This is a genomic window from Roseovarius sp. MBR-79 (assembly GCF_053628555.1).
The window spans coordinates 182851-200581 of record NZ_JBRJGP010000003.1; the positions used below are offsets into that span (position 1 = coordinate 182851).

21 protein-coding genes are annotated in these 17731 nt (G+C 66.0%); 5 read left to right on the top strand and 16 right to left on the bottom strand.

The annotated features are described in order from the left end of the window. Positions 1-107 precede the first annotated feature (107 nt). Entirely contained in the window at positions 108-755 is a 648-nt protein-coding gene (locus ACSSV8_RS04385) for a hypothetical protein (RefSeq protein WP_454281626.1), read from the top strand. On the opposite strand, the gene ACSSV8_RS04390 is transcribed toward ACSSV8_RS04385, so the two are convergent. The 9 genes from ACSSV8_RS04390 to coxB form a co-directional block, all read right to left on the bottom strand. After that, a complete protein-coding gene (locus ACSSV8_RS04390) occupies positions 679-1266 on the bottom strand; it encodes a GNAT family N-acetyltransferase (RefSeq protein ID WP_354539046.1) in 588 nt (195 codons plus the stop codon). The genes ACSSV8_RS04385 and ACSSV8_RS04390 overlap by 77 nt on opposite strands. Further along, positions 1266-2528, bottom strand: a complete 1263-nt coding sequence (locus ACSSV8_RS04395; protein WP_454281627.1) for a M16 family metallopeptidase — start codon at positions 2526-2528, stop codon at positions 1266-1268. Before ACSSV8_RS04395 ends, ACSSV8_RS04390 begins: the two co-directional genes overlap by 1 nt. Next, a complete protein-coding gene (gene thrC, locus ACSSV8_RS04400; protein ID WP_354539048.1) occupies positions 2525-3913 on the bottom strand; it encodes a threonine synthase in 1389 nt (462 codons plus the stop codon). Before thrC ends, ACSSV8_RS04395 begins: the two co-directional genes overlap by 4 nt. After that, positions 3910-4593 carry an SURF1 family protein gene (locus ACSSV8_RS04405; RefSeq protein WP_454281628.1) on the bottom strand — a complete coding sequence of 228 codons (684 nt, stop codon included), beginning with the start codon at positions 4591-4593 and terminating at the stop codon, positions 3910-3912. Before ACSSV8_RS04405 ends, thrC begins: the two co-directional genes overlap by 4 nt. Positions 4594-4681: 88 nt before the next feature. Next, the gene (locus tag ACSSV8_RS04410; RefSeq protein WP_354539050.1) at positions 4682-5482 is read right to left on the bottom strand and encodes a cytochrome c oxidase subunit 3; all 801 of its coding nucleotides are present in this window, start codon (positions 5480-5482) and stop codon (positions 4682-4684) included. Between the two features lie 25 nt (positions 5483-5507). Continuing rightward, a complete protein-coding gene (locus ACSSV8_RS04415) occupies positions 5508-6083 on the bottom strand; it encodes a cytochrome c oxidase assembly protein (protein WP_454281689.1) in 576 nt (191 codons plus the stop codon). Between the two features lie 5 nt (positions 6084-6088). Continuing rightward, entirely contained in the window at positions 6089-6259 is a 171-nt protein-coding gene (locus tag ACSSV8_RS04420) for a hypothetical protein (RefSeq protein ID WP_454281629.1), read from the bottom strand. After that, on the bottom strand, positions 6256-7203 hold the full coding sequence (gene cyoE / locus ACSSV8_RS04425; RefSeq protein ID WP_354539052.1) for a heme o synthase: 948 nt from the start codon (positions 7201-7203) through the stop codon (positions 6256-6258). Before cyoE ends, ACSSV8_RS04420 begins: the two co-directional genes overlap by 4 nt. 64 nt (positions 7204-7267) lie before the next feature. Beyond that, the gene (gene coxB, locus ACSSV8_RS04430; RefSeq protein ID WP_354539053.1) at positions 7268-8143 is read right to left on the bottom strand and encodes a cytochrome c oxidase subunit II; all 876 of its coding nucleotides are present in this window, start codon (positions 8141-8143) and stop codon (positions 7268-7270) included. A 199-nt stretch (positions 8144-8342) separates the two neighbouring features. Between coxB and tldD the strand changes: the two genes are divergently transcribed. Continuing rightward, the gene (gene tldD / locus ACSSV8_RS04435) at positions 8343-9764 is read left to right on the top strand and encodes a metalloprotease TldD (RefSeq protein ID WP_454281630.1); all 1422 of its coding nucleotides are present in this window, start codon (positions 8343-8345) and stop codon (positions 9762-9764) included. A gap of 16 nt (positions 9765-9780) precedes the next feature. On the opposite strand, the gene ACSSV8_RS04440 is transcribed toward tldD, so the two are convergent. After that, positions 9781-10917 (bottom strand): alkane 1-monooxygenase, encoded by a 1137-nt coding sequence (locus tag ACSSV8_RS04440; RefSeq protein WP_454281631.1) that lies wholly within the window; start codon positions 10915-10917, stop codon positions 9781-9783. A gap of 24 nt (positions 10918-10941) precedes the next feature. Next, positions 10942-12009, bottom strand: coding sequence for an A/G-specific adenine glycosylase (locus ACSSV8_RS04445; protein WP_454281632.1), 1068 nt, complete (start codon positions 12007-12009; stop codon positions 10942-10944). Between the two features lie 80 nt (positions 12010-12089). On the opposite strand from ACSSV8_RS04445, the gene ACSSV8_RS04450 reads away from it, so the two are divergent. Both ACSSV8_RS04450 and ACSSV8_RS04455 read left to right on the top strand, forming a co-directional pair. Continuing rightward, positions 12090-12605, top strand: coding sequence for a DUF721 domain-containing protein (locus ACSSV8_RS04450; RefSeq protein WP_454281633.1), 516 nt, complete (start codon positions 12090-12092; stop codon positions 12603-12605). A 5-nt stretch (positions 12606-12610) separates the two neighbouring features. Then, a complete protein-coding gene (locus tag ACSSV8_RS04455) occupies positions 12611-13204 on the top strand; it encodes a DsbA family protein (protein ID WP_354539058.1) in 594 nt (197 codons plus the stop codon). Between the two features lie 48 nt (positions 13205-13252). On the opposite strand, the gene ACSSV8_RS04460 is transcribed toward ACSSV8_RS04455, so the two are convergent. Genes ACSSV8_RS04460 through ACSSV8_RS04470 form a run of 3 tightly spaced genes read right to left on the bottom strand, consistent with a single transcriptional unit; the run spans position 13253 to position 15699 of the window. Continuing rightward, positions 13253-14233, bottom strand: a complete 981-nt coding sequence (locus ACSSV8_RS04460; RefSeq protein ID WP_454281634.1) for a tetraacyldisaccharide 4'-kinase — start codon at positions 14231-14233, stop codon at positions 13253-13255. After that, positions 14230-15450, bottom strand: coding sequence for a 3-deoxy-D-manno-octulosonic acid transferase (locus tag ACSSV8_RS04465; protein ID WP_454281635.1), 1221 nt, complete (start codon positions 15448-15450; stop codon positions 14230-14232). The genes ACSSV8_RS04460 and ACSSV8_RS04465 overlap by 4 nt, the downstream gene beginning before the upstream one ends. 6 nt (positions 15451-15456) lie before the next feature. Beyond that, positions 15457-15699 carry a DUF4170 domain-containing protein gene (locus tag ACSSV8_RS04470; protein WP_354539061.1) on the bottom strand — a complete coding sequence of 81 codons (243 nt, stop codon included), beginning with the start codon at positions 15697-15699 and terminating at the stop codon, positions 15457-15459. 115 nt (positions 15700-15814) lie between these two features. Here ACSSV8_RS04470 and ACSSV8_RS04475 point away from each other — a divergent pair, with 115 nt between their 5' ends. After that, the gene (locus ACSSV8_RS04475; RefSeq protein ID WP_454281690.1) at positions 15815-16552 is read left to right on the top strand and encodes a glutamine amidotransferase; all 738 of its coding nucleotides are present in this window, start codon (positions 15815-15817) and stop codon (positions 16550-16552) included. Here the strand turns inward: ACSSV8_RS04475 and ACSSV8_RS04480 are convergent. Then, complete coding sequence (locus tag ACSSV8_RS04480; RefSeq protein WP_454281636.1) at positions 16536-17138, bottom strand: methyltransferase domain-containing protein; 603 nt, start codon at positions 17136-17138, stop codon at positions 16536-16538. The two genes, ACSSV8_RS04475 and ACSSV8_RS04480, sit on opposite strands and share 17 nt — an antisense overlap. Then, on the bottom strand, positions 17135-17677 hold the full coding sequence (locus tag ACSSV8_RS04485) for a class I SAM-dependent methyltransferase (protein WP_454281637.1): 543 nt from the start codon (positions 17675-17677) through the stop codon (positions 17135-17137). Before ACSSV8_RS04485 ends, ACSSV8_RS04480 begins: the two co-directional genes overlap by 4 nt. Positions 17678-17731 lie beyond the last annotated feature (54 nt).

The following is a 17731-nucleotide window of genomic DNA, read 5'->3' on the forward strand; positions in this document are numbered from 1 at the left end:
CCAATACGCCCCGGTCGCATCAATGACCGGCGCAAGGTGTGGCGGCGGCGCAGAACCGGGCTTGCAAGCCCTCCCGGCCAAGGCATGATACGCGCCGAGGGTTGTCGATGAAGCGCCGCAACTGGGTCATTCTGCTTCTTGGAATCTGGGCCGCGCTCTATGTGGCGTCGTTTCTTGTGCCTTATGTCACGCCTCACGCAGATTTCGGCTTCACGCGCGGGATGAACCGCATCACGTTGTTTTTCCAGTATCAGATCGGCGCGGGGGTGGTGGCGGCGGTGCTGTGGTGGATGGGCAGCCATGCCCCGAAAAGGCGGAATCGCTGGCTCATGCGCATTCCTGCACTCCTGGCGTTCGGGCTTTTTCTGTTCATCGTCGGTCTGATTGCTTTTGCAGGGCTCGACCGGTCGCCGCGCGACAGCGCGCCGCCCGCCGCTCAGATCGGACCGGGAACAGATCTGGAGAAGGCTCGCCGGGATCAGGCGCTCAGGCGCAATCGAGGGGTGGCTAAGGTCGGTGCAGAGCGCGAAAACCCGCCAATTCGGGGCCGAGACCCCAGCCGCATCCCCTCGCGAATATTCGATGACCTAAGGATTTTCCGAAGAGCCGATGCAGGACCCGGACTTTGCCATTGTCTTGAACCATGTTCTGGTCAGCATCGGATAAGTGCTTGTTGCCTCACCCGGCCCCCGTGCGCCCCCGCCGATCCACCCGCAGCGCGGCATAAAGCACATGCGTCCGCCAGCGCCCGTTGATCTGGAGATAGCTCTGCGCGACGCCCTCGTACTTGAACCCGCAGCTTTCCAGCAACGCCCGCGAGGCGTGGTTTTCGGGCAGGCAGGCGGCCTCCAGACGGCTCAGGTCGAGCCGCTCATAGGCGTGGTGCAGCACCCCCGCGATGGCCTCGCGCATATAGCCCTGCCGGGCGTGGCGCGCCCCGATCCAATAGCCAAGCGTGCCCGATTGCGCCGGTCCGCGCCGAATATTATCGAGCGTGATCGCCCCGAGAAGAGCGTGATCCTCGCGCCGGATCAGGAACAATGGCAGAGCATTGCCGCCCGCAATCGCGCGCTGCGCCCACCAGACCCGGTTGGAAAACCCCTTGCGCGACAGGTGGTCGTCGGCCCAGGCGGGCTCCCACGGGGTCAGGAAATCGACGCTTTCGGCGCGCAGCCCGCTCCAGTCGCGGAAATCTGCCATCACCGGCGGGCGCAGGGTCAGACGCTCGGTCTCGATCCTGAGCTTCCGGCGCGGCAAGAGCAGCATCAGGCAGCGCGCCGCGCGTCAAGCTGCGCAAGATCCGGCGCGCCGGCCACCGGACCGTAAAGCGCCAGCGCGGCCGGTGCCTGCGCCACCGTGGTCTCGGCCACGCGCCGCACATCGCCCAGCGTCACTGCGTCGATCCGCTCCACCACCTCGCCCAGTTCCGGCACCCGCCCCCAGATCTGAAGCATTCTCGCCAGCCGCTCGGCCCGGCTCGACGGGCTTTCCAGCCCCATCAGCAGCCCTGCCTTCATCTGCACGCGCGCGCGCTCCACCTCTGCCGCGCTCATATCCTCGGCGGCGCGCTTCATCTCGTCGATGGTGACATGGGCCAGTTCGGCCATCTGATCGGCCGAGGTGCCCGCATAGATTGTCATCATGCCCGTGTCCGCATAGGCCCCGCCCTGCGCAAAAATCGTGTAGCACAGCCCGCGCCGCTCGCGGACCTCCTGAAACAGCCGCGAGGACATCGATCCCCCCAGCGCCGAGGCATAGATCTGTGCTGCGTGAATATCCTCATGGGCGTAATCAGGCGATTCGAAGGCCAGCGCGAAATGCGCCTGCTCCAGCGCTTTTTCCCGCCGCATCTCGCCGCCTGTGAATCGCGCGCGCGGCGGCTCGAACGACGGCGCGGGCACCATGTCGCCGAACATCTCCTCCGCCAACCGGACCAGGGCTGCGTGATCGACCGCCCCCGCCGCCGAGAGCACCATCTGCCCGGGCCGGTAATGGCGATCCACGAACCCTTCCAGATCGGGACGGGCAAAGGCGCGCACCCGTTCCTCCGGCCCCAGAATGGTCCGCCCCAGGGGGTGATCGGGATAGGCCCGCTCCTGCAACCAGTCGAAGATGATGTCGTCGGGCGTGTCGAGCGCCTGCCCGATCTCCTGCAGGATCACGCCCCGCTCCACCTCGATTTCGCGCGCGTCAAAGGCCGGGTTGCGCAGGATATCGGCCAGCACATCGACGGCGAGCGGCACGTCATCCTTGAGGATACGCGCGAAATAGGCCGTGACCTCGCGGCTGGTATAGGCGTTGATATAGCCGCCCACATCCTCGATCGCCTCGGCGATCTCGAGCGCGCTGCGCCGCGCCGTGCCCTTGAACGCCATATGTTCGAGGAAATGCGCGATACCGTTCTGGCGGGCTTCCTCGTGGCGCGCGCCCGCCAGCACCCAGATGCCCACAGCCGCCGATTGCAGCCCCGGCATGGCCTCCGAGACGATGCGGAATCCGTTGGAAAGGGTTGTCAGATTGACAGTCAATTGGCGATCCGTTCCTTGATCAATGTTTCGATGGCACTCAGGTCATTATCCACCCGCGTCACGCGCTCCTCCCGCTCATACAGGTCCGCCATGCGCTCGGGCAAGGGGGGGTGGATGCCGCTTGCCGCCTCCACCGCCGCCGGAAACTTGGCGGGATGCGCCGTGGCCAAGGTGATCATCGGCACGCCGGGGCGGCGATGCGCCTCGGCCACATGCACGCCCACAGCACTATGCGGGCAGAGCAATTCGCCAGTGCGCTCCCATGTCTCCCGGATCGCCCTGCGCGTCGCGTCCTCGTCACAGCGCCCGCTGTCGAACACCTCGCGCAAGGCCTGAAGCGCGCCCTGACTGACCGAGAACCCGCCGCCCTTCAGCTCCTCCATGACCTGCGCCACCGCGCCGCCATCCTGACCATAGGCGTAATAGAGCGCGCGCTCGAAGTTGGACGACACCTGAATATCCATCGACGGGCTGATCGACGGGGCCACGCCATCCGGGCGATAGTCGCCCGTTCTCAGGCAACGATGCAGAATGTCGTTCTGATTGGTCGCCACCACCAGCCGGTCGATGGGCAGGCCCATGCGCCGCGCGATATAGCCTGCGAAAACGTCCCCGAAATTGCCCGTGGGCACGGTGAAACTCACCCTCCTATCGGGTGCCCCAAGGCTGACGGCAGAGGTGAAATAATACACCACCTGCGCCAGCACCCGCGCCCAGTTGATGCTGTTGACACCCGCCAGCCGCACCCCGTCACGAAACTCGAAATCGTTGAACATGTCCTTCACACGCGCCTGCGCATCGTCGAAATGGCCGTCAATCGCCAGCGCATGGACATTGCTCTCAACCGGCGTCGTCATCTGCCGCCGCTGCACCTCCGACACACGGCCATGCGGGTAGAGGATGAACACGTCCACTGCCTCCAGCCCCCGAAACGCCTCGATCGCCGCCGACCCGGTATCGCCCGAGGTCGCGCCGACGATGCTCACGCGTTTGCCCGACCGCTTGAGGGAAAACTCGAACATCTGCCCGATCAGCTGCATGGCGAAATCCTTGAACGCCAGCGTCGGCCCGTGAAACAGTTCCAGCAGGAAATGCCCGCTATCTAGCTGCTTCAAAGGCGCCCGCGCCGCATGGCCAAACCCCTCATAGGCCCGCGAAATGATCCCGCCAAACTCGTCGTCGGTGAAGGCATCGCCGATGAACGGCCGCATCACCCGGAACGCGGCCTCCTCATAGCTGACGCCCTCCAGCGCGCGGATCTCGTCGGGCACCATGACCGGGATGCTTTCGGGCAGATAGAGCCCGCCATCACGCGCCAGCCCCGTGAGCATCGCCTCTTCAAAGCTCAAACTGGGCGCGCGGCCCCTCGTCGAGATGTATTTCATGGATTGACCCCTTTCGCGGCCCCGATCTGCCGCCGGATGAGAACCGCCACGATCACCGCCCAGATGAGGGCAAAGGAAAACCACGTGACGGCATATTCAAGATGATCGTTGGGAATGCTTGCCCCGTCTATCGGCAGCGGCATCACGCCGCGCTCGGGCGGCGACAGGTCGCGCGCCACGATCAGAAGCGGCTCGGTGCCCAGCACACCCGCCATCTGCGCGATATCGCGGGCGAACCAGATATTGCCCGCCACATCGTTCTCGGGCGTGGCGCTCGTGCGGTCATCGGGCCAGTGCAGGTTGCCTGTGACATACACCTCACCTTCGGGCGGCGCGGGCACCGCGCGCGCCACCGGAATGAAGCCGCGATCGAGAAGCACCCACCGCCCGCCTGTCTCCAGCACCGAAATCAGCCGATAGCCCGCCCCCGCCTGCTTCTGACTGACCAGCACCCGCAGCGCCTGCGGCCCGATCCGACCCTCTGCGCGCACCGGCAGATAGCGATCCGCCTCGTCCGTGCGTGCGGGCAGGGCCACCGGCTCTGCCGAAATCCGCGCGGCAATCTCGGCCAGCACACCCTCTTTCCACGCCAGCCGCTGCACCTGCCAGACACCCAGCCCGACAAGCAGGACCAGCCCCGCCAGCCCGAAGATCACCAGTAGAGTAACGCTCTGTCGCATGCCCTGCCTTCAAAAGGAAAATGCGGGGAAGGAAAACCCCCGCACCTTCATCGTTCCAAAAATACTCTCGCGTGACAGGCGTCGCCCGTCAGCCGCCCCAGACGTAGACGGCGGCAAAGAGGAACAGCCAGACCACATCGACGAAGTGCCAATACCACGCCGCCGCCTCGAAGCCGACATGCTGCTCCGGGGTGAAATGGCCCCTGAGCGTGCGCATCAGGCAGACAAAGAGGAAGATCGTGCCGATCACCACATGCGCGCCGTGAAAGCCCGTCGCCATGAAGAAGTTGGCACCATAGATGTTGCCCGAGAAGCCAAAGCCCGCATGGCTGTATTCATAGGCCTGGAACACGGTAAAGATCGCCCCCAGTGCAATGGCAAGGATCAGGCCCCATTTCATGTCGTTGCGGTTGTTCTCATGCACCAGCGCGTGATGCGCCCAGGTGGCCGCACAGCCCGAGCACAGGAGGATCAGCGTGTTGATCAGCGGCAGGTGCCACGGGTCAAACGTCTCGATCCCCGCCGGCGGCCAGACGCCATCGAGCGCCGGGGAGAGGGGCCCCATCGGATACATGGCGTGCTTGAAGAAGCTCCAGAACCAGGCGGCGAAAAACATCACTTCGGACATGATGAACATGATGAAGCCATAGCGCAGCCCGATCCGCACGACGGGCGTGTGATCGCCGGTCTGCCCCTCGTGAACCACATCGGCCCACCAGCCGAACATCACGTAAAGCACGGCCACCAGGCCGGCGAGGAACATCCACGGTCCGCTGTCATGGAACCAGAGCACCGCCCCGAACAGCATGACGAACCCTCCGAGCGCGCCCAGAAGCGGCCAGAGGGAGGGGGGCAGGATATGGTAATCGTGGTTCTTGGTATGTGCCATCTTGTCAGGTTCCCTCGTCGAAGGCTCAGTTCAGCGTTTTGTCGGTTTTTGCGTCCGGCGCAAGGGCCGCGTGGCTCTCGGGCAGGGCGATTTCGTGGAACGTATAGGACAGTGTGATCGTGTGGACATATTGCCCCTCGCGGTCGGTCACGATCTCGGGGTCCACATAGAAGGTGACGGGCATCTGCACCCGTTCGCCGGGCTGCAGCACCTGCTCGGTAAAGCAGAAACAGTCGATCTTGGTGAAAAAGCCACCCGCCTCGTAGGGCGTCACGTTGTAGCTCGCGGAGCCGGCAACAGGCCTGTCGGTCGGGTTATAGGCCTCGTAAAAGGCCAGACCGGTCTCGCCAATGCGGATCTCCATCTGGCGTTCAACGGGCCGGAACTCCCATGGCATTCCGCGCTCCTTGCTGGCGTCGAAGCGCACCTTGATGGTCTGGTCGAGCACTTTATCGCTGCCTGTCGCGGCCACCCCCGTCACACCGCCAAAGCCCGTCACACGGCAGAACCAGTCGTAAAACGGCACCGAGGCCCAGGCGAGCCCACCCATGAGAACAACCACGCCGACCAGTTGGCCAAGGGTTTTCACGTTGCGGTCCATGGCGCTCAATTACCCCCCTGCTGCGTCGCCTGCGTCGGCACGACGAAATTCTCGTTCGAGACCTTGGCGATGGTCAACCCGAAGACGAGCGCCACAAATCCGGCCAGCACGATCCCCAGCCCCAGATTGCGCCCGAACCGGCGCTTGTGCAGTTCGTGCTCCTCACGAAAGCTCATGCCCAGCCCGCCATACCAAAGCCCCGCAGCGCCGCCTCGACGAGGATCGCGGTGAAATGCGCGAAGAGATACCAAAGTGACAGCCGGAAGGCGCGTTTTTCCACCATGAAGTTGTCGGCCTCGGCCATCACCTCGTCCCGCCGCCAGATCGCCACCGCGTCGCGCAGAAAAAGCGCGTTGAAGACCAGCGCCACGGCCAGATAGACCGGCCCGCCGATCTGCGTGAAGGCCGCCCCCACCGCCATCACGGCAAGGATCACCGTATAGGCCAGGATATGCACCCGCGTCGCGCGTCGGCCATGGGTGACGGTCAGCATCGGCACGCCCGCAGTGTCGTAGTCATTCCGCATGAAAAGCGCGAGCGCCCAGAAATGCGGCGGCGTCCAGAGAAAGATCAGCGCGAACATCAGCATCGATTCGATGCTGACCGTGCCCGTCGCCGCGGCCCAGCCGATCATCGGCGGAAACGCCCCGGCTGCGCCGCCGATGACGATGTTCTGCGGCGTCCAGCGTTTCAGGCCGATGGTGTAGATCACCACGTAAAAAAAGATGGTGAAGGCCAGAAGCCCCGCCGCCAGCGCATTGGTGGCCAGCCACATCATGACCACCGAAAACCCAGCCAGCGTGATGCCGAAGGCGAATGCCTCTTCCCGCGTCACCCTTCCCGCCGGAATCGGGCGGCGCGCGGTGCGCTTCATCTTGGCGTCGATGTCGGATTCCCACCACATGTTGAGCGCGCCCGAGGCGCCGCCGCCCACGGCGATGAAGAGGATCGCGGCCAGCCCCACCACCGGATGCACCGCCACCGGTGCCGCCAGAAGCCCCACGAGCGCCGTGAAGACCACAAGCGTCATGACACGCGGTTTCAGCAGGGCAAAGAAATCCCCGAACCCCGCCTCGCCGGGTTGCGTGGTGCTGGCACTGTGAAGGCTGGCGTCGCTCATGGTCGGGGTCTTTTATCCATCATCGCGGGAAAGGGAGGGGCCGGGCCATGCCCGGCCCGGACACTCAGTCGGCGAGGGCCACCTGCCGCGCGCGCGGCACACCGGCATATTCCTCGATGGCCCCGTCAAGCCATGCCTCGTACTCGGCCTCGCTCACCACCTTGACGGTGATCGGCATATAGGCGTGGGCCTGCCCGCACAATTCCGAGCATTGGCCGAAATAGATGCCTTCCTTTTCGGCCTTGAACCACAACTGCGCCAGTCGGCCCGGCACCGCGTCCTGCTTCACGCCGAAGGCAGGGATGGTCCAGCTATGGATCACATCCGCCCCGGTCACGGTCATCACGACGACCTTGCCCACCGGCACGACCACGGAGGTATCGGTCGCCAGCAGAAACTCGTCCTTGCTGAAGCCCGCCTCGACAAGTTGCGCCTCGACCTCGGGCGTCAGCCGGTTGTCGCCCCCCGTCGCCGGTGCGCCGATCATGTAGCTGTCAAAGGCGAAATCGTGGTCGGTATATTCGTAGCCCCAATACCACTGGTAGCCCGTCACCTTGATATTGATCTCGCCTTCGGGGATCTCCTGCTGCTTGAACAGGATCGGCAGGGAATTGGCGCCGATGAAAACGAGGATCAGGATCGGCACGATGGTCCAGGCGATCTCGACCGGCGTGTTATGGGTGAATTTCGCCGGGTTCGGGTTGGCGCGGCGGGCGTATTTCACTGCCGCATAGGCCAGAAGCGCGGTCACGAAGATCACGATGGCGATGATGATGACGTTGATCACCCCGTCCAGCCATTGCAGATCGCTCGCAAGTTCGGTCGCGGCGGGCTGAAATCCGATGCCGCCCCGGATCGGCGCGCCGACAATCTCCTGCGCGGCGGCGGGGAGGGCTACGATGGCGGCCAGAGCGGCCAGAAGGCTGGGGTTAAGTCGCATTGTGCACCCTGATCGGTTGAACGGTTCGTCTCTCTAGCGCCGGGATCGCAGGAATACCATGGAATCCCATTGTCTCGGTCCCGGTTAAAACCATACTATCACACTCATCACAAGAACGCGCGTTGCGGCAAAGGGACGCTTTTTTGATCTGGATCAAATATGCCCCCCGCGACACGCCGCCCGAAAGGACACCCGCTCCATGACCGACACGCCCTTCCGCCCCTTCGAGACGCGGCTGGACCGCGACGCGGCCCTTGCCCGTTTGCGCGCCGCCACCGACGGTGCCGATGATGGGGAATTGTTTCTGGAGCGCCGCCGCGCCGAGGGGCTGATGTTCGACGACGGACGGCTCAAGACCGCCTCCTATGACGCCTCCGAAGGCTTTGGCCTGCGCGCCGTGCGCGGCGAGGTGACGGGCTACGCCCATTCCTCCGAGATGACCGAGGCCGCGCTTGCGCGCGCCGTCGAGACCGCGCGCCTTGCCGTGGGTGCGGGCGGGGCCACGCTTGCCGCCGGTCCCGTGGCCACCAATCGCCGCCTTTATACCGATGCGGACCCGATTGCCGGGGCCGCCTTCGCGGTCAAGATCGAGACCCTGCGCGAGATCGACGCTTTCGCCCGCGCGCTCGATCCCCGCGTGGTGCAAGTCACCGCTTCGCTTGCGGCCTCGTTGCAGGAGGTGGTGATCCTGCGCCCGGACGGCCAGACCCTCTCCGACACGCGCCCCATGACCCGCGTCAATGTCGCGGTGATCGTCGAGCAGGACGGCCGCCGCGAGCAGGGCAGCGCCGGGGGCGGCGGGCGCATCGGGCTTGATGGCCTCATCGACGCCGCCGACTGGCAGGCCAAGACCCGCGAGGCGCTGCGCGTGGCCCTCGTCAACCTCGAGGCCGAGGATGCTCCCGCAGGCGTGATGGACGTGGTGCTTGGCCCCGGCTGGCCCGGTATCCTCTTGCACGAGGCGATCGGCCACGGGCTTGAGGGCGATTTCAACCGCAAGGGAAGCTCCGCCTTCGCCGGGCTGATGGGGCGCCGCATCGCCGCCCCCGGCGTCACCGTGCTCGACGACGGCACCCTCCCCGACCGGCGCGGCTCGCTCACCATCGACGACGAGGGCACGCCCTCTGCCTGCAACACCCTCATTGAGGACGGCATCCTTGTGGGCTACATGCAGGACCGCCAGAACGCCCGCCTGATGGGCGTCAACCCCACCGGCAACGGGCGGCGCGAAAGCTACGCCCATGCCCCCATGCCGCGTATGACCAACACCTACATGCTGGGCGGCAACGCCACGCCGGACGACCTGATTTCCGAGATGAAGGACGGGCTTTATGCCGTGGGATTCGGTGGCGGGCAGGTCGATATCACCAACGGCAAGTTCGTGTTTTCCTGCACCGAGGCCTACCGCGTCAAGGACGGCAAGATAGGCCGCGCGGTCAAGGGTGCCACGCTCATCGGCGACGGCGCGACGGCCCTGCAAAAAATCCGGGGCCTCGGCAACGACATGGCGCTCGATCCGGGGATGGGCAATTGCGGCAAACAGGGCCAATGGGTGCCGGTGGGCGTGGGCCAGCCCACGGTGCTGATCGGCGGGCTGACGGTGGGCGGGTCTGCCGCCTGACGATGACGTTCAGCTTTCAACAGATCGGGTTCGTGGCCTTGTTGTAGGGCCGCCAGTCGGTGATCTCGGGATAATACATCGCCCGCCAGCGCCGCACGCGCGGGTTCATCACCCGCCGCCACAAGGGCGGCACCATCGCCGCCATGGTCATCACCGGATACCCATAGGGCAATTGCGGGGCCGCGGCCTCGTCATGGTTCTGCAACAGGGGAAAGCGGCGGTCGGGTTTGTAATGGTGGTCCGAATGGCGTTGCAGGTTGATCAACAGCCAGTTCGACGCGCGATGCGCCGCGTTCCAGCTATGGCGCGGCTTGACATGCTCATACCTGCCCGCGCCCAGATGTTTGCGCGTGAGGCCGTAATGCTCGATGTAATTGACCAGTTCCAACTGCCAGATGGCAACGATGGCCTGCCAGAGAAATAGCGCGAGCCCCACCCAGCCGCCAATCAGCCCGGCCAGAACAATCATGTAGGCCTGAAGCGCCCAGTAGCGCCAGAACGGATTCCCGAGGTCATGCCAGGGCCGCCCCTTGCGCGCCAGCATCTCGGCTTCGGCGCGAAAGGCCGAGCGCCAGCACTCGTGCAGCACACGCGGGAAAAACCGATGGAACCCCTCGTTATAGCGCGCCGTCACCGGGTCGCGCGGCGTGCCGACATGGCGGTGATGGACCTGCAAGTGCTCTGACCGGAAATGCGAATAAAGCACCATCGCCAGAAGCACATCGCCCAGAAACCGCTCTCCCCGGTCCTTCTGATGCATCAATTCGTGGCTGTAATTGATCCCCACCGTGCCGGTGATCACGCCCACACCGAAAAACAGCACGATGGTTTCCAGCGGGTTCAGATGCGCGTCGCCCGGCCCGGTCACATACCAGATCATCCAGTAGAGCAGCAGAAACTGAACCGGCGCCCAGAGCATCGTGATCGCACGATACCAGAAAAGTTGATCCTCGCGCGTGTCCAGGTCCGCATTCTCGGTATAGGTGCCGAGAAAGGCGTCGAGGATGGAAAAGAAATACCATGTGATGACCGGCAGAAGAATCACTGTCCACCCGCCCTCTACCGCGCCGAGGATCGCCACGGGCACCAGCAGGAAGGACATCCAGAACGGCAGCGCGCTTTGCAAGCGGGCAACCTGAGTGGCGGGGATCATGGCGTTCTCCTTGCGGGGTTTCCGTCAGTCTTGCGGCAAACTGTCGAACGCGCCTTGCGCAAGGTCAAATACCTTTCGCATGACGGTAGGTAACGACGCGGGGCGAAAGGCCGCCTGCGGCATGAAGGTGCCGCGCTCGGGCACTGCCTCGGGGCCGACAATGGCCACATGCACCCGCAGGCGCAAATGGAAATGGGTGAAGGTGTGGCGCGCCTCTGCACCGATCTCGCGCCACGCCGCCTCGACGGGCGGCGCAGGTTCGGGGTCCTCGCCCCAATCGCTGCCGGGCCAGCCCAGCATCCCGCCCAGAAGCCCCGTATCGGGCCGCCGCTCCAAGAGCCACGCGCCATCGCCGCGGCGTGCCACATAGGCATGGCCAATGCGCACCGGCTTGGGCACTTTCGGCAGGCGGGCGGGCAGCGTTTCCGCCACCCCCGCCGCCCGCGCCGCGCAGGGGTCGCGCCACGGGCATATGCCGCAGGCGGGCGCGCGCGGCGTGCAGATCGTGGCCCCCAGATCCATCACCGCCTGCGCGTAATCACCGGGCCGCACGGCGGGCGTCAACCGCGCCGCCGCTTCGGTCAGTTCGGGCTTGGCACGCGGCAAGGGCGTGCGGATGTCATATATCCGCGCCATCACCCGCTCGACATTGCCATCGACCACCACCTCGGGCCGATCAAAGGCAATGGCCGCAATCGCCGCCGCCGTATAGGGGCCGATCCCGGGCAGAGCCATCAACCCCTCGCGCGTCTCGGGGAAGCGCCCGCCATGTGCGCCCGCCACGACGCGCGCGCATTTCAGCAGGTTACGCGCCCGCGCATAATATCCAAGCCCGGCCCATTCCCCCATCACGGTGCCATCCTCGGCTGCCGCGAGCGCCCCCACATCGGGCCAGAGCGTCGTGAACCGCTCATAATACGCCTTGACCGCCGCCACCGTGGTCTGTTGCAGCATCACCTCCGACAGCCACACACGATAGGGATCGGGCCGCACCCCGCACGCCCGCGCGCCGGGGCCGATGCGCCACGGCAGGTCGCGCGCATGGGTGTCATACCACTCGAGCAACACCCCCGGATCGGCGGCCTGACGCATAGTTTATCCCCTCGATGCAATCGGGTCTTTCATCCCCCGTTCCATGACATAGATTAGTGCCAGACGGGAGAGAACCAACCATGGCCACGCGCCAGTCCGGACCGAAAGGCTTCAATCGCACCTCGGCGCTATTGCAGCCGAGCATTCGCCGCGCGTCCGAATCGCGCGGTTTCGCGCAAACGCGCCTGTTGACCCATTGGCCCGAGATCGCGGGCGAGAGCGTCGCCGCCATCGCGCGCCCTGTCGATATCTCCTACGGGCGGCACGGCATGGGCGCGACACTCACGCTTCTGACCACGGGCGCGCAGGCTCCCATGCTCGAGATGCAGAAAGAATCGCTGCGCGAAAGGATCAACGCCGTCTACGGCTACAACGCCATCGTGCGAATCCGCCTGACACAGACCGCGCCCTCGGGCTTTGCCGAGGGACAGGCGGATTTCACCCACCGGCGCAAGGCACAGACCGTGCCCCCTGCCCCCGAAACCCTCGTCCGCGCGGGCGAATTGGTCGCGCCCGTGACCGATGACAGCCTGCGCGCCGCGCTGGAAAAGCTGGCGCAGAATGTATTGACCAGATCGAAGAAGGACAGACCATGACCCTGATGAAACATCTCTTCGCCGCCGGTGCGCTGGCGCTCGCCACCCTCGCCGCACCGCTGAGCGCGCAAGAGAGCACGATCACCGAAATGACCATGGGGCCCGAGGACGCCAAGGTCACGATCATCGAATATGCCTCGTTCACCTGTCCGCATTGCGCCAATTTCCACAACGGGCCGCTCAAGGAACTGAAGGCCGAGTATATCGACACCGGCAAGATCCACTTCGTCTACCGCGATGTCTATTTCGACCGATTCGGTCTCTGGGCGTCGATGGTGGCGCGCTGCGGCGGGCCCGACAAGTTCTTCGGCATCGCCGACATGCTTTACGCGCAGCAGCGCGACTGGGCGCAGGGAGAGCCTGCCGCCATCGCCGACAACCTGCGCCGCATCGGCAAGCTGGCCGGGATAGAGCCTGACGCGCTCGAAGCGTGCCTCAATGACCGCGACAAGGCACAGGCGCTGGTTGCGTGGTATCAGGAAAACGCCACCGCGCATGACGTGAATTCCACCCCCACCCTGGTCATCAACGAGAAGAAATACGGCAACATGGCCTATGCCGATCTCAAGGCGATCATCGACGAGAAGCTGGCGGAATAAGGTCCGCTTCATGGGCCGGGCCGGGCCGGGCACCAGTCCCGGCCCGGATCATGGCATACCCAGCCGGTCCAGCGCGGCCTCAAGCGCGCCCCAGTCCTCGACCCGAAGCCGCATCGGCAGCACCAGCACCTCGCGTCGCAGATCGTCGGGCAGGCGCACGGCATCGGCTTCGGTGGTGACAAGCTGCGCGCCAAGCAGCGCCGCCTCGTTCCGCAGACGTGTGACGAGCGCGCGCGTGACCGGCGCGCCCGCCGACAGCGTTGCCGCGCGCGCGACCTCGGCCCCAAGCCCACGCAAGGTGGCAACGAAATGCTCGGGCGCGCGCCCGCCCGTAAACGCCAGGGCACGCAGGCCCCGCCAGTCCATCCCGGTCGGCAAAGCCTCCATACGAGCGCGCATGTTTTGCGCCGGGATCACCTGACCCCACGCAGCGGCAAACTGCTCTTGCAGGGCAGGCGGGCCAATGGTCAGACAGATATCGACCCGCGCCAGCGCCTGTTCCAAAGGTTCCGGCAATGGACCCGCCGGACGGCACATGCCGTTGCCAAATCCTCGGGCCGCGTCGACAATCGTTATGGAAATGTCTTTTTGAGCATTCGGGTTATAGGATTCTCCGACCATGACGATACATTTGGGAGGCGATCCATACGATGACGTATGCAATAGCGCCACCCGCGCCGCCTCGACCGGATCAGCGGCCACCCATGTCGGCGCGAAGGCCGCTGCAAGCAGCGCAGCCCCACCAACATCCGCATACGTATGTTTCTGCACGTCAACCTCGACCGGTGCGAGCGTCTCCCGGCCCATCAGCACCAAGGGCGAAAGGCCCATCTCCCGAAGCTGCCCGATCACCGCCAGCGCCCCCGTCTGAGCCATCTCGCCGAAAAGGCTGTCCACCGAAATGACCGGCACCGGCGCGCGCCATCCCCGCCGCGCCATCCGCCGTGCCGTTCTGCGCGCCGTCCACCAGCACAGCGGCGCCAGCGCCAGCGCGCGCAGGCACGCCACCGACAGGGTGCGCGGCCTCACCGCGACGCCTCCTCCCGGTCGAGCCGGTCAAGTATCATGTCCACCACCCGGTCCATCACCTCCGCCCCGCGCGAGGCCACATCCCAGGCCGCGTGCGCCATCGCCGCCGCCCGATCGGGCGGCAACAATGCCTGCACGGCGGCGGCCAGGGTCGCCGTGTCACGCACGATCCGCGCCGCGCCCGCCTCGGCATAGCGCGAATAGCGCGTCAGATACCGCGCCACGTTCGGGCCATAAAGGATCGCCGAGCCATGCGCCGCCGGCTCGTTCGGGTCGCGCCCGTGCTGTCCCGAGGCCAGCGACGACCCCATGAACGTCACGGGTGCCAGCCGATACCACAGGCCCATCTCGCCGCGCGTATCGGCAAGGATCACCTGCGTCGCCTCATCGGGCAGCGCGCCGGTGGACCACGCGATCCAGCGCCAGCCCGCCGTGTCGAGAGCCCCGGCCATGGCGTCGCTGTCCTCAAGTTCGTCCGGCACCACGACCAGCAGCGCACGGTGCGCCATCCGGCTCACCTCGCGATGCGCCGCAAGCACTGTCTCCAGTTCGTCGCGCTGCGCCATCGCCGCGAGCCAGACCGGGCGCCCGCGCAGGATTTGCGCCAGCTCGTCCCGGTCGGACAGGTTGTAGGGCAGCGACAACGCGCCAGCCCGCAGGACGCCGGTCATCCTGACCCGCTGCGGCGGTGCGCCCAAGCGGCGCGCCTGCCGCGCCGCCGCCTCGTCACGCGCGTGGATCTCTTCGAATTCGGTCAGCACCGCCCGTGCCAGATCGGGAAACCAGCGCCAGTGCGACCGTTCCAGAAGGGCTGCCTCGGCATCCACGAGATAGAGCGGCACCCCCTCCCGCGCCGCACAGATGAGCAAGGCCGGCTTGAGGTCTCCGCCGGTCCAGAGCGCCAGATCGGGCCGCCAATGCCCCAGAAACGCCTCCGCCGCGGCGAGGGTGTCCGGCGGCAAGGCCTGCCAGATCACCCGGCCATGCGTGCGCAGACTGCGGGGCGGGCCGTCAGGCGAGGTCAGGACCATGTGCAGTCCGGGGCGATGCTGCGCCAGCCGCTCGGCCAGATGCGCCAGCACATCGGCCCGCCCCGCATCCGCGGCATGGGCCCAGATGACCGCCCCGTCGGGACGTGGCCGGTCAGGTGCTGCACCAAGGGTCCCGCCCCGGCGCGCGACAGCGAGATAGGCCGCAAGGCTGAGCGAGCGGCTCATGACATATCAGCCCAGTTCTTCGGTGGGCGAGGCCTCTTGCGCCTCATCGCGCAGCTTGTGGAGATGGGCGATGAAATAGCGCATATGGGCGTTGTCCACGGTGCGCTGCGCCTCGGCCTTCCAGGCGTTGTAGGCGGTGTCGTAATCGGGAAAGATCCCCACCACATGAAGGTCGTTCACATCCCGAAAGACATTGCGCGAGGGATCGACCAGTTCACCGCCGAAAACCAGGTGAAGACGTTGGGCCATGGCGTGAATCCTTGCTCTGCCGGAGTTGCGCGCACCCTAGCCCTTTGGCCCCGCGCGTCAAGGCAGGCAGGAGGGGTGCTTGACTTTGTCCGCCGCGACGGGCAACCGCAGTGCCATGACACGGCCCTTCCTGATCCTGCAACTGCGCCCCGAGACCGAGGCCGCCGACGATGAATTCGCCGCGATCCTGCGCATGTCGGGCCTCTTGCCCGCGCGCGCCCGCCGCATCCGTCTCGACCGGGAGAACCTGCCAGAAGACCTGAACCTTGACGATCATGCAGGCGTCATCGTCGGCGGCGGCCCCGGCTGCGTCAGTGATGCGCCAGACCGGAAATCCCCCGTCGAGGCCCGGATCGAGGCGCAGATCCTCGGCCTCATGCCCGCGATCACCGGGGCCGACAGGCCCTTTCTGGGTTGCTGTTACGGCATCGGCATCCTTGGCGCGCATCTTGGCGCGGAGGTCAGCAAGCGCGCCCATGGCGAGCCGGTGGGCACCGCCGATTGCCGCCTGACCGAGGCGGGTGCCGCCGATCCGCTGCTGGCCGGGCTGCCACCGCGATTCGACGCCTTCGTCGGCCACAAGGAGGCACTGCAATCGCTGCCCGATGGCTGCGCGCATCTTGTGGCGGCACCCACCTGCCCTTTCCAGATGGTGCGCTTTGGCCGCAATGTCTATGCCACGCAGTTCCACCCCGAGGCCGATGCGGCGGGGTTCGAGACCCGCATCCGCATCTACCGCCACAAGGGCTATTTCGCCCCCGAAGAGGCCGACAGCCTGATTGCGATGTGCCGCGCCGCGCGGGTCGAGGCGCCAGCGCGCATCCTGCGCAACTTCGTCACGCGCTACGGCTGAACACCGCCATCTGGCTGGCGCCGCCAAGCGCCGGATGCGCGCCACAGACCTCGCGGCAGGTGACCGTGTAGCCATTGCGCGCGGCCACGCCCTGCGCCCATCGGGAAAACCGCGCGCGGCCCCACTCGAAATGATGCTCGGGATGCCGCATCCGCGACGCCGGAACGCCAAGCACCGGGTTATAGTCGGCATTGGGTGTGGTCACGATCACATGGGCGGGGCGCATGAGCACAAAGACCGCGCGCTCCAGCCGGTTGATGTCGGCGGGCGGCAAGTGCTCGATCACCTCCACGAGACAGGCGCAGTCATAGCCTGTCAGCGCCGGGTGCCCCTCGGTGAGCGAGGCGCAGGCCAGTTGCACCCTGGCGCGCGCACCCTCGGGCAGGGCGCTCAGCCGCGCCTCTGCCCCGCGCAGCCGCTCCATGCCGATCTCGATACCGGTGACGCGCGCGATCCCCGGCAGGTCGGCCAGCCGCAGGATCAGGTCGCCCTCGCCACAGCCCAGATCGAGCACCGTGCGCGCGCCCGTCGCCGCCACCGCCGCCAGCACCGCCGCCAGCCGCTCCTCGTGAAGTGCGGTGGTCATCGCCCCGGCACCGTCAGGAATGCCACGTCCTTGGCGACAATCTCGCACCCCCAACCGCGCATGGCCGCGATGATCCCGAAGGTCTCGGCGCGGTAGAATACCACATGGGTCGGATCCTTGCGGTAATGCCAGGTCTCGAACCGCGCGTCCTCGGTCTGGAAACAGGTCATCACGGCCAACAGGCCACCGGGGCGCAAAAGCGCACCCAACCGGTCAAACTCGACTGCGGGCGCGTGGAAATGCTCGGCCACCTCGGTGCAGGTGATGAAATCATAGGTCTCGGCCAGCGGCGCGGGATCGGGCGCATAGAACGGATCAAAGATCGCCATGTCATGCCCCGCCTCGCGCAGCATGGCGGCCAGCGCCGGCCCCGGCCCGCAGCCGTAATCGAGGCCCCGTGCTTCGGGGGCGAGACGCGCGCGCAAGGGCGCGGCAAGCCGGTCCAGAAAACGGCGATAACCGGGATCGTCCACCTCGTTCTGGTGCCAGTCATATTGCGTGCGCTCGGTCGCCCTGTCGGGATGATGCGCGGGGTTCATCCCCCGCGCGCCGCACCTCTCGCAGCGCCAATACCCCTTGCCGTCGAATACCCC

Excerpts from the sequence above, each read along its gene's own strand:
- ACSSV8_RS04450 (WP_454281633.1), top strand. The coding sequence starts at position 12,090 with ATGGCCACGCGCCAGTCCGGACCGAAAGGCTTCAATCGCACCTCGGCG.
- ACSSV8_RS04390 (WP_354539046.1), bottom strand. The coding sequence starts at position 1,266 with ATGCTGCTCTTGCCGCGCCGGAAGCTCAGGATCGAGACCGAGCGTCTG.
- ACSSV8_RS04415 (WP_454281689.1), bottom strand. The coding sequence starts at position 6,083 with ATGGACCGCAACGTGAAAACCCTTGGCCAACTGGTCGGCGTGGTTGTT.
- ACSSV8_RS04455 (WP_354539058.1), top strand. The coding sequence starts at position 12,611 with ATGAAACATCTCTTCGCCGCCGGTGCGCTGGCGCTCGCCACCCTCGCC.
- tldD (WP_454281630.1), top strand. The coding sequence starts at position 8,343 with ATGACCGACACGCCCTTCCGCCCCTTCGAGACGCGGCTGGACCGCGAC.
- ACSSV8_RS04440 (WP_454281631.1), bottom strand. The coding sequence starts at position 10,917 with ATGATCCCCGCCACTCAGGTTGCCCGCTTGCAAAGCGCGCTGCCGTTC.
- ACSSV8_RS04475 (WP_454281690.1), top strand. The coding sequence starts at position 15,815 with ATGACACGGCCCTTCCTGATCCTGCAACTGCGCCCCGAGACCGAGGCC.
- ACSSV8_RS04485 (WP_454281637.1), bottom strand. The coding sequence starts at position 17,677 with ATGAACCCCGCGCATCATCCCGACAGGGCGACCGAGCGCACGCAATAT.
- ACSSV8_RS04410 (WP_354539050.1), bottom strand. The coding sequence starts at position 5,482 with ATGGCACATACCAAGAACCACGATTACCATATCCTGCCCCCCTCCCTC.
- ACSSV8_RS04480 (WP_454281636.1), bottom strand. The coding sequence starts at position 17,138 with ATGACCACCGCACTTCACGAGGAGCGGCTGGCGGCGGTGCTGGCGGCG.
- ACSSV8_RS04405 (WP_454281628.1), bottom strand. The coding sequence starts at position 4,593 with ATGCGACAGAGCGTTACTCTACTGGTGATCTTCGGGCTGGCGGGGCTG.
- ACSSV8_RS04465 (WP_454281635.1), bottom strand. The coding sequence starts at position 15,450 with ATGAGCCGCTCGCTCAGCCTTGCGGCCTATCTCGCTGTCGCGCGCCGG.
- ACSSV8_RS04445 (WP_454281632.1), bottom strand. The coding sequence starts at position 12,009 with ATGCGTCAGGCCGCCGATCCGGGGGTGTTGCTCGAGTGGTATGACACC.
- ACSSV8_RS04385 (WP_454281626.1), top strand. The coding sequence starts at position 108 with ATGAAGCGCCGCAACTGGGTCATTCTGCTTCTTGGAATCTGGGCCGCG.
- thrC (WP_354539048.1), bottom strand. The coding sequence starts at position 3,913 with ATGAAATACATCTCGACGAGGGGCCGCGCGCCCAGTTTGAGCTTTGAA.
- coxB (WP_354539053.1), bottom strand. The coding sequence starts at position 8,143 with ATGCGACTTAACCCCAGCCTTCTGGCCGCTCTGGCCGCCATCGTAGCC.
- ACSSV8_RS04470 (WP_354539061.1), bottom strand. The coding sequence starts at position 15,699 with ATGGCCCAACGTCTTCACCTGGTTTTCGGCGGTGAACTGGTCGATCCC.
- ACSSV8_RS04420 (WP_454281629.1), bottom strand. The coding sequence starts at position 6,259 with ATGAGCTTTCGTGAGGAGCACGAACTGCACAAGCGCCGGTTCGGGCGC.
- cyoE (WP_354539052.1), bottom strand. The coding sequence starts at position 7,203 with ATGAGCGACGCCAGCCTTCACAGTGCCAGCACCACGCAACCCGGCGAG.